9 protein-coding genes are annotated in these 13,822 nt (G+C 58.4%); 4 read left to right on the top strand and 5 right to left on the bottom strand.

Going from position 1 to position 13,822, the window contains the following annotated elements; all coding sequences use genetic code 11:
* Nucleotide 1 precedes the first annotated feature (1 nt).
* From OWC48_RS34710 to OWC48_RS34700, 3 genes are all read left to right on the top strand, one after another.
* Complete coding sequence (locus tag OWC48_RS34710) at nucleotides 2-277, top strand: EscS/YscS/HrcS family type III secretion system export apparatus protein (RefSeq protein WP_025038819.1); 276 nt, start codon at nucleotides 2-4, stop codon at nucleotides 275-277.
* Between the two features lie 699 nt (nucleotides 278-976).
* Complete coding sequence (gene sctT, locus OWC48_RS34705) at nucleotides 977-1,792, top strand: type III secretion system export apparatus subunit SctT (RefSeq protein ID WP_282524023.1); 816 nt, start codon at nucleotides 977-979, stop codon at nucleotides 1,790-1,792.
* Nucleotides 1,789-2,826, top strand: a complete 1,038-nt coding sequence (locus OWC48_RS34700; RefSeq protein WP_282524022.1) for an EscU/YscU/HrcU family type III secretion system export apparatus switch protein — start codon at nucleotides 1,789-1,791, stop codon at nucleotides 2,824-2,826. Before sctT ends, OWC48_RS34700 begins: the two co-directional genes overlap by 4 nt.
* Nucleotides 2,827-3,022: 196 nt before the next feature.
* Here OWC48_RS34700 and OWC48_RS34695 read toward each other — a convergent pair whose 3' ends face one another.
* From OWC48_RS34695 to OWC48_RS34680, 4 genes are all read right to left on the bottom strand, one after another.
* Nucleotides 3,023-3,655: a CpaD family pilus assembly lipoprotein gene (locus OWC48_RS34695; protein ID WP_282524021.1), complete on the bottom strand. Its 633-nt coding sequence runs from the start codon at nucleotides 3,653-3,655 to the stop codon at nucleotides 3,023-3,025.
* Nucleotides 3,656-3,665: 10 nt separating this feature from the next.
* Nucleotides 3,666-5,114 carry a type II and III secretion system protein family protein gene (locus OWC48_RS34690; RefSeq protein ID WP_282524020.1) on the bottom strand — a complete coding sequence of 483 codons (1,449 nt, stop codon included), beginning with the start codon at nucleotides 5,112-5,114 and terminating at the stop codon, nucleotides 3,666-3,668.
* Between the two features lie 27 nt (nucleotides 5,115-5,141).
* On the bottom strand, nucleotides 5,142-5,831 hold the full coding sequence (locus OWC48_RS34685) for a response regulator transcription factor (RefSeq protein ID WP_282524019.1): 690 nt from the start codon (nucleotides 5,829-5,831) through the stop codon (nucleotides 5,142-5,144).
* Nucleotides 5,832-7,691: 1,860 nt separating this feature from the next.
* Nucleotides 7,692-7,832: a hypothetical protein gene (locus OWC48_RS34680; protein WP_282524018.1), complete on the bottom strand. Its 141-nt coding sequence runs from the start codon at nucleotides 7,830-7,832 to the stop codon at nucleotides 7,692-7,694.
* A gap of 1,732 nt (nucleotides 7,833-9,564) precedes the next feature.
* Between OWC48_RS34680 and OWC48_RS34675 the strand changes: the two genes are divergently transcribed.
* The gene (locus OWC48_RS34675; protein ID WP_282524017.1) at nucleotides 9,565-9,984 is read left to right on the top strand and encodes a VirK family protein; all 420 of its coding nucleotides are present in this window, start codon (nucleotides 9,565-9,567) and stop codon (nucleotides 9,982-9,984) included.
* Nucleotides 9,985-10,623: 639 nt separating this feature from the next.
* Here OWC48_RS34675 and OWC48_RS34670 read toward each other — a convergent pair.
* Nucleotides 10,624-12,954 (bottom strand): hypothetical protein, encoded by a 2,331-nt coding sequence (locus OWC48_RS34670; protein WP_282524016.1) that lies wholly within the window; start codon nucleotides 12,952-12,954, stop codon nucleotides 10,624-10,626.
* Nucleotides 12,955-13,822: the final 868 nt, after the last annotated feature.

The raw sequence follows: 13,822 nt of genomic DNA, 5'->3' as shown, positions 1-13,822 counted from the left end.
CATGGACGAGGCCAGCATCCTCACCCACCTGAGCCGATCACTGGTCCTGTTCATGATCTGGGTTCTACCGCCGCTCCTGGCAGCCCTCGTGGCCGGATTGGGTATCGGCATCGTGCAGGCAGCAACCCAGCTCCAGGATCAAACCTTGCCGCTTACCGTGAAGCTCCTCGTCGTCGTCGCCGTGCTCGTTCTGTTTGCTCCGGTGCTGAGCGCGCCGCTGATCGAGCAAGCCCAGCATATCTTCACTGAGTTCCCCGCGCTCACCGCGAGGTATTAGGGCGCGGAACGCACGGCTGTCCAAGGTTTAGCTATAGCGCGCGTTTGTCGGCCTTGATTGTGAACCAGAAAAGGGCGAGTTCGTCAGCTTATCGAAAGCTCGCCTCGCTAGCATGCGACGGATAGATATCCGAACTGTCCTGTTCGGCTCCGTGAGCCTGCCGTATTCGGAGGAAGAATGACCCCATTTGGAAGTTCTATCCATTCGATTTAGGTTTTGCTTCGACGTGACGGAATTACCTGCTGAGACCTGGTCCTCGATGCATTGCCTGGCGAGTTGTCGACGCAGTGAACGGGCGAACCGCTTTGATTGCAAGCGGCCCCACGATTCTGGCGTTCTGGTGAATGAGCCTGCGAATGAAGGTGCCGCTCGAGACCGATCTCCATAGATTGCGAAATCGATGGAAGCTTTGAGGCCCTCAGATCTCCAAACCGTGCTGCGGCCGGTGAGAGCGGAAGAAGCGTGGCTTGTAGGCCGCGCAGCGGCGCGATTTCGCCAGTGCTCTCATCGAATGGTCATACCTCTGCGCCGGATGGCTGTAGTCATATGGATGGTTGAAGCCGAAGTCATCTGCCTTGTTGGTGGCCTGTCGCTCTGCAACCGCTGGGACACGAGATCTGCAGAGTTCTTGACGTCTCACATCATGGCGACGTGAGTGCGACGGTTGCATTGGCTGAAGGAACGACGAGCTGAGCTCAAATGGATGCTTTGTCACCCACCGAGACGCAAACTCTGATTCAGACTGCTGTCGAGTTCGTCGTTGCGGCCGGACTTGGCGCAGCCCGGGCCCTCGGCATTATGCTGGTTCTTCCGGTATTCACGCGACCGCACATTAGCGGGATTATCCGCGCAAGCGCGACGGTTGTGATTGGATTGCCTTGCTTGATGCAGATCAGGAACGGCTTACAGACACTAGATCCGGGCACCCGTATGGTTGCGGTCTCGCTCCTCGGTTTGAAGGAGATATTTATCGGCCTGCTGTTCGGTTTTCTGCTTAGTATACCACTTTGGAGCATCCAGGCCGTTGGTGACATCATTGATACCCAGCGCGGCATCTCCAGCCAGGTGGACGATCCTGCCACACGCAGTCAAACCGCCCCGATGGGGCTCTTTCTCGGGACCGCCGCGGTTACGATCTTCGTTGTATCAGGAGGTCTGCAGACCATGGTCAGATGCCTCTATGGAAGTTATCTGATCTGGCCCGTGTATCAGCTGCTACCGCCCCTGACCCACCACGGGGCAATGGAGTTTATCGGGCTTCTCGACCATATCATGCATACGACCCTGGTGGTCGCCGGGCCCGTACTGGCTCTGCTGCTTCTGATCGACGTATCCCTCATGCTGCTCGGGCGCTTTGCGCCGCAAATCAAGCTGAACGATCTCTCTCCGACCATCAAGAATGCCGCCTTTGGCATCATTATGGTCAGCTACGCCGTCTTCCTGATCGAATATATGGGAGCAGAGATCATTCGGTTCAACGGCGTGCTGGAGTGGCTCGAGAGGTTCTTGAAATGAACGACACGAGCGAAGAGAAAAACCTTCCACCAAGTCACAAGAAGCTGAGGGACGCGCGTAAGAAAGGGCAGAGCCCGCGCAGCGCCGACTTTGTGACCGCGGCAAGCCTTTGCGCTGGTTTCGGCTGCCTGTGCTTCAGGGCGGGCCCGATCGAAGACGGATGGCGCGAAGCCGTGCGGCTCACCGACAAGCTGCAGGAACAGCCCTTTAACAGTGCGGCCCGGCAGGCGTTGGTCGGATTGATGGACCTTTCTATAACAGCCGCGGCGCCCATCCTAGGTGCGGCGGTTGTTGCGGCGATTCTGGCCGGTGTCTTGGCCGGCGGCGGGCTGACGATTTCGGTTGAGCCGCTTAAACCCAGCTTCGAAAAATTGGACCCCGTCAAAGGGCTGAAGCGGATTGTCTCCCAGCGGTCGGTTGTCGAGCTTGGAAAGTCTATCGTCAAAGTTTTGGTTCTTGGCGCTACGTTCGTTTTCACTGTGCTCGCAAGTTGGAGGGCACTGGTATACTTGCCCGTTTGCGATTTGAGCTGCTTTGGTTTTGTCTTTAAAGAGCTCAAAGTGCTGATCGCGATTGCTGCCGGCGCTCTTCTGATTGGCGGCTTGGCCGATCTGCTCATTCAACGTTGGTTGTTCTTGCGCGACATGCGCATGACGCAGAGCGAAGCCAAGCGCGAGTCCAAGGAACAGGATGGTAGTCCGCAGATCAAGGGTGAACACCGCAGGCTCCGCCGGGAGTCGGCGAACGAGTCTCCGCTCGGCATCCATCGGGCGACAGTGATACTGACGGGGCGAGCGACATTGATCGGGCTGCGCTACGTTCGGGGCGAGACCGGCGTCCCGGTACTGGTGTGCCGCGGCGAGGGCGAAACGGCTTCACAGTTACTGGCACAGGCGCGCGCCCAACGTCTGAGCATTGTCGAGGATCATGTGTTGGCGCGTCAGCTGATCCGAAAAGGTGCGATGGGCAAGGCCGTTCCGATGGACTGTTTCGAGAGGGTTGCAAAGGCAGTCTTTGCCGCTGGCCTAGTTTAGCGTCGTGCAAAACAGCGATGCGCTCAAATCTCTGGTCAACGACCCAACTGTCCCAGAACCTGATCTGCAAGCTGCACGATCCCAAGGAAAGGACCGAGCAAAGATTGAAATCCAGGAGGCTCGTCGGCCGATTCCGAAGACTGATATGGACAAGGATGCTAACCGACGTTCATGCTGCTCGGGTCTTACGAGCCGCTTATTGGGTTTCTGGCGCAACCCTGTTATGGGTTTGATCCTCCGAATTGCTCCTGTTGCCCGCCGACGTGGCCCCACCTGCGGTGATGGGAAGCACTGCACGATCACCACTGGTCGGCATGACAGCGCTATTGCCTAACAAGTCGCCAGGTTCATTGACCATGACCGCAAGGTTATGCCGGACTGAGCAGCCAAGGGTTGGATTGAACGAATTGTCGTTCACTGTGGGACCGACGATGGAGAGCGAGGGGCAGACCGGAGGATGGGCTTCGAAAGTGATCGCTTCGATCCTCACCCCGGAACGAGCCGGCAAATCCACACGAGAAGCGGACAGGCGGATGTTGTAGGTGGCAACGCCCATGGCGCGAGCCTCGTGGGCCACCTGTGCAATGAGTCTGGGTGGGCCGATGACACCCACATGGAGGGCATCCCGCCGGCCGCGACTGGTCGCTGCAATAAAGCTTCGCAGCCGATGCCGTTCGGGGCCACGAAGGCTCTGCAGGAACAGCACGCTACTCTTCTGCTCGACCTGGATCTCTTGGTTAGCCGGCGCGGGCTGGATCGAGGCAGTAACTGCGCAGCCCCCCAATGTTGCTCCAATAACGATCGGGTAGCACAGATGTCGCAAAGTCATTTGGCCATCCTCATTCGATAATAAAGCCGGCGCTGCCGGTCAATCCTGGTGCGCTGGCGCGAGGCGCATCGCGCTCTCGCGGCGGCCGGGCCACCGTGTTCGTCAAAATCCGCCCCGCGTCTGAGGGCGGTGAGATGCGGTCGCTCGGCGCACTCATGCGGTTCGGATTCGGTCCGGGCCGCACGATGTAAGGCGTGACAATAATGACCAGCTCGGTTTCACGTTTTTGAAACGATGAGGAGCGAAAAAGCGCGCCCAGGATCGGCACATCGCCGAGCCAGGGAAACTCGCCGATATCAGTGTTGAAGTTGCGCCTGATGAGGCCGCCGATTGCAAAGCTCTGACCGCTGGCGAGCTCGACCACCGTGCTCGCCCGCCGAGTCGAGAGGGCAGGGACCGCCATGCCATTGATTTTGACTTCGCCTTCGCTCGACAATTCGCTGACTTCGGGCTTCACACGGACATTGATCTGATTATTGTTGAGAACCGTCGGAACGAACTCGAGGCTCACGCCGAACTGGCGAAACTGGACGGAAACCTGCCGGTTGTCCTGCATCACCGGAATGGGGAATTCGCCGCCGGCGAGGAAGCTTGCGGCTTCGCCGGACATGGCTGTTAGATTCGGCTCAGCCAGGATTGATGCGAGGTGCTCGCTCGCGAGAGCGTCGAGAACAGCGCTCAGGTTGGTATTGCCGGCGCTAAACCCAATCCCGATCGTGCCGCCGCCGCCGGCCGAGCCGGACCCACCCCCTTTGCCGGTCACAAGGAAAGCGCCGTTTGGGCTCGAGGCGGTGAAGTTGATGTTGAGATCCTTGACGGCGCTGCGGGAGACTTCTGCCACCCGTACGCTGAGATTCACCTGCAATGAGCCGGCGACCTGGATCTTGTTGGCAACCAGCGCGCCCCCGCCAAGAAACTGCTCAGTGACCTTCTTGGCGGCCTCGACGACGTCGGCATTAGGCGCCGTACCGCTAAGGATCGCGCCGCGCGGGGTATAGCTGACCTGAATTGGATAGTCGCCGACCTCGGCCTTAAGCGCGGCCCGCAGATCCTCGATCGGTTGGGTGACGACAACACGCAGCTCGGCGAGAGCCTCTCCGTTGTCGTTCAGGGCAAACAAGCTCGTCCGTCCGGCCTTTTTGCCAAACACGAAAACCGTGGTGTTCGATGGCGCCTGATAATCCGCAATCGCCGGGTCGGCTATAAAAATGCTCGCAGCCGGCCCGGTCAGATGAACTGTCTTGCCCTGTGAGGAGGTAAGGTTGATCGTGCCCGTGGTGCTGCCAGGCGCCGCACGAGGCGGTTCCCCTTTGCGATCCCACTTTGTCTGAGCTGTGACAGCAAGCGGAAATAGCACAGCGAGTGCGCACAGGACGTAGCTGAAGCGGGGAAAAGCGGCATAGTGCGAGCCGCTGGCGACCATCGGCGGCTCGCCGGCGTCATTGTTAACCACGTTCAAGGGAGTGCTGCTTTCAAGTTCGATCGGCTAGGCAGCCGATGCTGCGCCAATGAGTTCGAGGGTGTAACCGACACCGCGCGCGGTCTTGATCCTCAGCGTTGCACCCGCTTGGCTCAAGTGCGTGCGTAAGCGATAAATCCCGACCTCCAGCGCATTGGTCGAGACCTCATCGTCAAATGCATACAAGCTATCTTCGAGTGATGCGCGCGGCACGGTACGGCCCGCGCGGTTGAGCAGATGTTCAAGAATGCACACTTCGCGGCGCGCAATTCTCAGTATTTGACCGCCGATCGAGACTTGTCTCGCGATCGGATCGAAATGCAGATTCCCGAATGTCACAACCGGCGCCATCATTTGCATTGACCGTCGCAAAATAGCTCGCATGCGGGCAATGAGTTCGTCGATAGACACGGGCTTGGGCAGAAAATCATCCGCGCCCGCATTGAAGATCGCAATCCGCCGGCTAAGATCATTGAGACTGCTCATCATCATAGCCGGCATTGATCGTCCCTCGCGCCGCAACTGCTTCAGCCAGCCCAATCCGTCTCCATCGGGCAAAGCCGATTCGAGCAGGACCATGTGGTAGTTCGCGCAATCGAGCGCGGCCGCCGCCTCATCCAGCGTGCGTGTCACGTCGACGGCGAAGCCACAATTTAAGAGCGCTTCCTTCACGTCGCGGGCAAAGTCCGCATGATGATCAACCAGGAGAATTCGCATTCATCGCCTCTCGTCCATCCTCGGCAGGACTTGAGCGTGTCACGCTGACCATGAAATTCGGCGGAACCTAGAGGCTGCCGCTTTGGCGTGAATTCGAAAAGTCGTAAACGACACGCAAGACGTTGCTGGTAGGCGACCCATGTCTGCGCGTCCATCGTCGTCGGATAGGTGGCGGCCTGCGGCGGATCGCCTGCGCGGGGGGGCGCTCCTCGAAATCTCCCTTACGCCAGCCAGAGCTCTGCAATCTCTCGCGAAGCCGAGAGTCCTGGCCGCGCGCTGATGCATGCCTGCATGCACTACACGAGCGCCTGCAGTAGCGATCGTGCCAAACCGCCCGAACGAAACGAAAGCGCAGGCGAGAGCGGCTGTATTTGCCGCCGAACAGACTTGCGAAACCGACATTGGAAACTCCCCAAATTCGCCTAGACCGCGGTCAGTCCTGCAGGGCTGTTGGGCCCGTAGTGTCGTCAAGTCACGACAACGCAAGTTTTCCGCGTTTAAGACGGTTCACGCGCTATGCGTCGGACGACGGAGCTGCAAAAAGCCAAGATGCGATGAAACGATCAACACGCCCATCGGCGGGTTAGACATTGTCTCGCTATCCGGTGATAATAACCAAACATGGTGTCAACCGTCTTGAAGCTCGGTTGCTTCCGAGATCTTATCCGCGCCAGCCGAGCGAAGGCTGGCAAGGAAGGACAACTTGAGCCTGGCATCGCTGTCGCGCATTGTCTGAGCTGGTGACGCCGGCTCAATTTCGTCAGACGGATTGAACGGCGCAAGAACGATCTAGTCTCAAGCTTGGACTCTGCCTGTGATCGGTACGGCGATTGCTCGCCTTGTTCTCGCGCGCTGGATCCTGGTCTGGCTACGAAGAGCGCGGTTCGTCTTGCGCTCACAGAGCAGATTAACGATGCAAGCTCTGAATCGGAGCAGTCAAGCAGTGTCACAAGCCGTATTGGCCGAGCATTGAGGTTCTGAGACGTTCGCAATTGTCGCTACCTGTCAGGAAGAGTTCACGCGAGTGGATTCTGTCGCGGGACTGTCGGAAATCCTACAATCTGACGCTGGGTGAGATTCAAGTGCCTTTAAGGGCTCTTTGTATCGGCGCCATCAACATCGGACTCCTTGTGAGGCAATGACGACACAGTGGGGCCATGCCGTCGAGCTGTGCGAAGGTCAATCTCGCTCTGTCCAAGATCGTGAGCATTCGTCCGTCCAATCAAGCGTAGCGCCATAACGCCTTGAAGCGCGCGAAGAGGCAGTCGTTCGGCTATGGCGCCAAAGATCGGCCAATCCGATCCGCCTCATACTCGGCAATTTAGTGGGAAAATCGGGGCGGGCGCGGGACGTCGATGTGACGCGCAGGACCTAACGTCCGAAATGCACACTGCCGATCGCGCGAGCCAAGTTGGCGCGAGCCAAGTTGTTCGGCAAGGGGCTGAGGAGAGAATCGATTGCCAGAGGTCATCTTGAATGCGGTCTCCATATATCGCGATCGACTATGAGGCCTGTAGGCATGCTCGGCAAAATCGATTGTTTTGATGGAACGCATCCAGGTTACGGATCGGCTGTAATGCAATAGCGCCGTTTGCTACGGGTGAGTGAATACCTGATACGATTGCGGCCGAAAGACCTGTTTAGTTGACCGCGCGGTTAATGTCAGGCCGAGCTAGCTAAGCAGGGGAGCGTTCAGCGGCTTAACCAAAGCCGCCGGCCAACCGTGGGGGTGGCTAACAAATTGATGCCGGGCGATGTCACAACGCATCTAAGATGCCAGAATGCTTTAACGAGCGGGCAGGGGAGAGAGGATGGTCCGGCGTCCTCCCAACCGTCGGGGGGCATCTTCCGTCGCAGCCCTCAACTGCTGTACCGCTCGATCGGCGAATTGATCGGGCCATCGATCACGCCGCCAATATGCTCGAGCTGTTGTGCGTGAGGCGGAGCTGGTGCGCCGTTCTCCAGTTCTTCCTTGGGGGTGTTTTGGTGCTTGAACGCCAACGAACCTGTCAAATGGCGCAGTCGACAGACCATCTACTCATTACTCTCGTGCTTGTAGGGATTTGCTTCGCTAGCGGTCCGGTAGCTTTCCAAATTGCCGCCCCGGGAACAGGCGCTCGGTTTCTAGGGTTGGCGTTCTGCCCAGTGAGCATATCAATCGACGTCCCATCGATGTTGTCCTGATCTTCGGCATTCATTCCAAGCCCAATGCTAATCAGCACGTCCTCGGGGGTCCAGACAGTTGGCTTCGGTACGGGGTGTGCAGCGCGTCCGCATGTTGGCGATCGCTCTCGCCCAAGGATCGCGAGAAACGGCGAGTTTTGCCGGATCCTCGACCAACGATACGAAGGGTGATGCTGTTGTCTTCCCGCGCATATGCCAGCCAGCTTGGCGCGCTCGGTCCATAGCATACCGCTCCAGAGGATCTCCAACGGAAGAACGATCCCGAGCCGTGTTGCGGACATGCGATATCGCGCTCGTGTTTTCTTCCATGCGCGGCTTGCAATCATTGTCCTGATTCTGAAAACGCCGCAGTGTGACATATGACGCCCCACCACCTCGTCGAATAGGCGGTCCCGATCGACGGGAGCTGCGGTCGCCGATGACCAATGTGCTGCTTGCTGCTCGGCAAGGTCGATCTCGTTCCGAAGCGCTTCAAGAGTGGCGCCTGTCAGTGTTGCGGCAAGCTGAGCGCGCGCGCTGACAAATGATGAGGCTGGATAGCGATGGGTTCCGGGGCCACGTCGTTCGGCGCAGACGAGGATCAGTCGCGGAATTTGCCGCTAAGGAGACTGCATGCGAGGTCGGGTAGACCGAATCTAAGTCGTCTAGATCCAAGTCATTCAGCTGCTGCTCAAAGCTTTCTTGATCTTCTGAACTGTGTACCGGTGCGCCGGTCTGGGCGCTAAGCTCGTCCGGTTGCCAGTCGACGCGGTGCGCGTGCTGCAGCGCGTCGTGAACCTGAAAGGGAGTGTCTGCGGCATTCCGCGGATCAACATTCATATCTCTTCTCCCTTCGAGTGCCGGCTGTAGGCGTAGATTGTTGCAGGTGCAGCTTTCGAGAAGCTGACGGACCAGGAAGGAAGCCATTTAGCTTTAGCCTTTTGAGGGATGCCGAATGGATTCAGTCAGTGAAGCGAGCGGTCAGCTGGACGGAAGCCGCGCAAAGCGACGGATCAAAAGTCGGTGCCGCCTTATGCCTTCTGGTATTGCTGTTTCGACTAGGCCGAGATCGGGTGCCTTGACTGAGCTTGATCCGACCGCCGCGTCAGGTTCGCTCCACCACCTCATTGCGGAGACGTCGTCTGGGGCAGACAGTCCTTGCACAGCTATCAAGATGGACAAGCTGGCGCATGCGGCTGGTCGAAGTGTTTCCTAGATCGTCTACTTTATGCAGATGTGAGAATTGCATGCTTTCGGTCGTTGGGCCTGCAATGGAGGAGCGCGACCGATTGCCGTTTTGTGTTTTCCAAGCGGCCTACGCTCGATCAGATCGTTCTAGTCGACGTCGCGCGAGGCTAAGCCACTTCCGCAAACCTGACATACGAGGTTGTGATGTCGGAATAGCCATCACAACTACTTGCGCTTGGTTGCGACAGGATGTTTTTGTCGCAGGCGCGAGCGCGCTTGATGTGTGGAATCAGCCAAACGGCTTGCGAGCACGCAGACTTGAAAAACGAGATCTGTGGTACTTGTCGAGGGAGAAGAGCATATGAAGTTTACTGGCATAGGATTGACGATCCTGTTGTCCTTGCTTTCGGCCGCGAGCGGGAGCGCTCTGGCGAGAGCCGATGAGCCCTCGCCGAAATACACTGAGGTGCTCAATGCCCTGCAGGCCGGGAAGAATGTGAAGCTCATACTGGACATGAGCCGCTGTACCACCGCGGAGGCTGGCAAGCCTGCGTCGGCGACGCAGGCCGGTCTGGTCATCAATGCCTTCAGGGTGACCGCCCAGAACGGCATCAGCTTCGCCAATGCGCACCAAACGGTCGACAGCTCCGGACATGCCGTGACCGAGTACATCCGCCATAGCCTCAGCCGCGAAGGCAAGCTGACGGTGCGAGCCTCGAAGCTTGTCGTCGGGACCACCGAACTCGTGAACCAGGGCGAATTCATCTGCGAACTGCCGGATGGCGCAAAGTTCATCTGGTAACGAAGAGCACAGGGCAGGGGGATACGCTTCGAAAACTTGATCCTTTAATCGTGTGGACATCTTCGCAAGCCATGACGCGGATCGTTTCGATCGTCAGGAACGGCCAGAGTGTTTCTGGCCGTCTTTTCGTCGGGGGAGGCATCGAGTTGCACGAACTTGCTGCAGTTCGATCAAGGTAACTTATGAGGGCCGTCGATCTCGATTCGATCCAGTGATTGGAAGATCGGCGGTTCAGGCTATCGTGTATGGGTTGGAGCCAAGGCCTCTCAGTTGAGCGCTCCAGATTGGCTCGCCTAGGTACGTCCGCATGCTGTCCGCGGTCCTTGTGAGAGCATTGTTTCCAACCCGATCAAGCGGCGCCCGCGATGATGACGCGCGACCCTTGCCCACCCCACGATGCGCTCGTATCTTGCATCCCGCGTCTTTTGGGGGTCCTTTCACCGGAAACTTCCGTGCTGCCGAATGCGGCCACAACGTGATTGAACCATCCCGCTTTAGATCAGGCTCGGCCTCGCCGCTGTGGGGTTTGCTCGCCGCTTAAACTGTCTTTCGGACGCAATTCTAATTTCTCTGAAAGCAAACGATCCGACGTGGTTTCGGGAGCTTGAGCAGCTGCCCGAGGTGCCGAAAGCACCTCGTTCAGCCAATTTGCGGCCGATGAAAGAGAAGAACGCGGCCACCGGGTAGGCTTTCGGCCGTGTAGGGCTGACTGTGGATCAGAAAACGGGTCATTGGGACCTCCTGGCTTGGCAGAAGGCCCAGGTTTTGGAGCATGTCGATCACGAGAGGCGAAGCCTCTTGGGGGCCGTGCCTCCAGTCGTCGCCGAACAACTCTCCGAGTTCAGGCACTTGCGGGGACGGTTGATGGCCCGATCCCGGTGCGGCAGACGGCAGTGGAATGTTTGGCGCCGGCGCCAAAGGAGCGTCCTTTCGCAATTCGAACGAGGAGAGCGGACTAAACCCAGGTGCAAGGCCGCCGTAGGCATGCGGGGGAGCCGTCGGCGTTACAAGCACAGCTTCACCCGGCAAAGCGAGCCTTGGGTGATGAATGAGTTGAACGTCGTTGGATCCTCTCGGTCCCAACACGGCCGTGTAGCGATCGCCGCCAATCTCATAGTTCATGACCGGACGTTCTCCATTAGGCAAGAAGTCCCACTTGCCCAACGTGGAAAGCAACATTTCGGGGGCCAACTGGGTGCCATGCGAAAAATCCTTGGGCACGGCGAACGAAACATCAAACGTATCGCCGATAGCAGGAGACCGCAGATGGATGAGCTGAACATCATTGCGCCCACGCGGTCCTAGCACGGCCGTATAGCGTTCACCGTGAATGTCGTAGGTCTTTACCCGCTGTGCTGCATCCGGCAACAGACCCCAGCGGCTGAGCCTGGAGCGCATCATATCCGGCGCGGCCTGGGTGCCATGGGAGAAATCCTCGGGAACGGCCAAAGAGGCATCAAAGCTCTCTTCGGCTGCGGTGGACATTGGATCATGTGTTGCCGGGGTCGCACCATCTTGATGCATCATCCTCCCAAAGTCCTCTTCAGAGGCGGGATTCTGCGACCGTGAGCTGGGCTGCCAGATCACGGCATCGAAAGGATCCGCTCGGCCGACGCTTTGGGGGGGCGACCCCATTGTTGTCCATAACTTGGACGCATCCAGATTGACAGCAGGCGCAGACCCGTCTCGATCCGCGGCATCGAAAAGCTCTTCCTGGACGACACTTTGCGCGGGCGAGTGGGTCACTGAACTCGTGGTTGGCCAAAGCACGGGTGCATCGAAGGGCGCGGCTGGCAGTAGGCGCTCGCGATCCGCGGCATCGAAAAGCTCTTCCTGGGCGACACTTTGCACGGGCGAGTGGGTGACTGAACGCGTGGTTGGCCAAAGCACTGGTGCATCGAAGGATGTCGCTGGCAGCAGGCCCTCGCGATCCGCGGCATCGAAAGGCGCTTCCTGAGCAAAACTCTGCACGGGCGAGGGGGCGGCGGCACGCATTCCCCGCCAAAGTATCGGCGCATCGAAGCTGGCACGTGGAGGCACTTCGCTTCGGCGCACAGCGTCGAAAAGCACATCCTGGGCGACACGTTGCACGGGAGAATGAAGGGTTAAACCCGTTCCCTCCCAAACCCGCGTAGCATTGAAACCGTGGGCCGGCAATGAGCCGCCTTGGTCCGCAGCGTTCCCCAAAGGCTGCTCATGATCGAAAAGCTGCACGGGCAAATCGGCGTCCGGCTGTATTGGCTGGCGCGAGTTGCCTCCGTCAGCCCCCGTATTGTCCTGCCCGGCGATCCGGCGGTAGTCACTCAGCCTGTTCAACGAGGAGATGAGTTTCTTGTCCTTCGGAAACAAAGCGTCGGCATGGCCGAGCAGCGCTTTGTGACTGAGCTTAGCAACTGACAAAGGTCTCAGTGCTGCCGCTAGCTTCCGAAGACTGCTAGCATAATTTGCGGCGGTTTTTGCTTCGATTACTCGACCAAAGCCCGCCTCGGTGGCCTTTCTGATGAGGCTCGCGTCTTCCTTGGACGGACGATAATGTGTTGTGAGGGCCGGAGCGCTGTCGCTGGGCTCGCGGTACCTACTAACCATTGACAATGCAGGGGCGATGACCTTGTCTTTTGGCAGTAGCTTCTTGGAGCGGTCGAGCAACGTATCGTCATCGAGCTCAGCAATCGACTGACCAGACTGCTTCAGCGCCTCAGCCAATTTGCGAAGCCGACGGTCGTAAATTTCGATGGTGGTCGCATTCGGCGGTGGCCCTCGGTCAAGGGCAGCACCAGACGCTGCTTGGATGAGGCGATCGTCTTCTTCGGTGATGTCATAAAGATCGCTATGGGGATATAGCGGGCCGAGCTGTCGCACCTCTCCCAAGTGTTGCTCAAACGCCGCTTGCGGTTGTTGCGGCTGCTCCACGGTGGTATCTGACGCAGCGGAATCTTTATCGGCTGGGTTGATCGCGTTGTATCGGTCCATGGTGCAGTCCACTGGCATCGCTTCCTCGTTCTTTCGCTACTCACGTTAGCTTTCCAAAACCTGACGTGGCCGGGCGGAAAGATAGAATGAATGATGGCGGGCAAGTGCCTTTCCAACCTCACGACAAGTGCGGCGAATGCAAAGACGGTACAGCTTTCGGCTGAAACTCTGATTGTCCAAGTGCAGTACGCGGCCAGCCCCCACTGGCCAGTCGGACCGGAGTGTTATAGATGGCGCGAACGCTGATTTCGATTTTTCCGAGCGTCGGAAAAGACAAATGCGCAGCCTCTACCCTCAGCCTTTTGTCCCTGACTTTGTATGGATTCGATGCGCTAGCGGTCCGATAGTCAGCTAGATTCCCGCCCAGAAACAGTACCTCGCGCTCCTCAGTTGGGGTATCGCTCACCCATGCCAGATTGGGTTCATCATTCTCAGTCCCGTCCTCAAGAATACTGACGATCTTCGGCCGTCCAAATGGTGACCCTCGGCACCGTGTAGCTGTGCAGCTCATTCGCGTTTCCGCGATTGCTTTGGCGCCATACTCGTTGTCGTCGTCCGGCGAAAGGAGCAGTTGTAGGGCCTCCTCGGACAGTAATACAAAAGGCGAAGAACTGGTATCGCCCCTCATGTGCTCTGCCGCTGCGCGACCCAGATCAAGTCGTTGGCCTCCCCAGATATTCCAGGGGGCGGCGTCGTAACGCAAAGCCGCCATGGAACGCAAATGGGCCATCGCGCTTTGACGGTCCAACCCATGTGCTTGCAATGGCTGGCGTGGTCTTGAAAGCGCTGCAGCTCCGCGTACGAAGATGTCACCACGTCGTCGTAGAGGCGGCCACTATCGACGCCGTCGGCCGACGGCCCAGTCGCT

The organism is Bradyrhizobium sp. Arg816 (genome assembly GCF_029989365.1).
GTDB lineage: Bacteria > Pseudomonadota > Alphaproteobacteria > Rhizobiales > Xanthobacteraceae > Bradyrhizobium.
Note: the sequence above shows the minus strand (reverse complement) of the source record. Positions and strands in the feature narration are given on the sequence as shown.

Coding starts and splice junctions, on each gene's coding strand:
- OWC48_RS34695 (WP_282524021.1), bottom strand. CDS start 3,655: ATGACTTTGCGACATCTGTGCTACCCGATCGTTATTGGAGCAACATTG.
- sctT (WP_282524023.1), top strand. CDS start 977: ATGGATGCTTTGTCACCCACCGAGACGCAAACTCTGATTCAGACTGCT.
- OWC48_RS34685 (WP_282524019.1), bottom strand. CDS start 5,831: ATGCGAATTCTCCTGGTTGATCATCATGCGGACTTTGCCCGCGACGTG.
- OWC48_RS34670 (WP_282524016.1), bottom strand. CDS start 12,954: ATGGACCGATACAACGCGATCAACCCAGCCGATAAAGATTCCGCTGCG.
- OWC48_RS34710 (WP_025038819.1), top strand. CDS start 2: ATGGACGAGGCCAGCATCCTCACCCACCTGAGCCGATCACTGGTCCTG.
- OWC48_RS34700 (WP_282524022.1), top strand. CDS start 1,789: ATGAACGACACGAGCGAAGAGAAAAACCTTCCACCAAGTCACAAGAAG.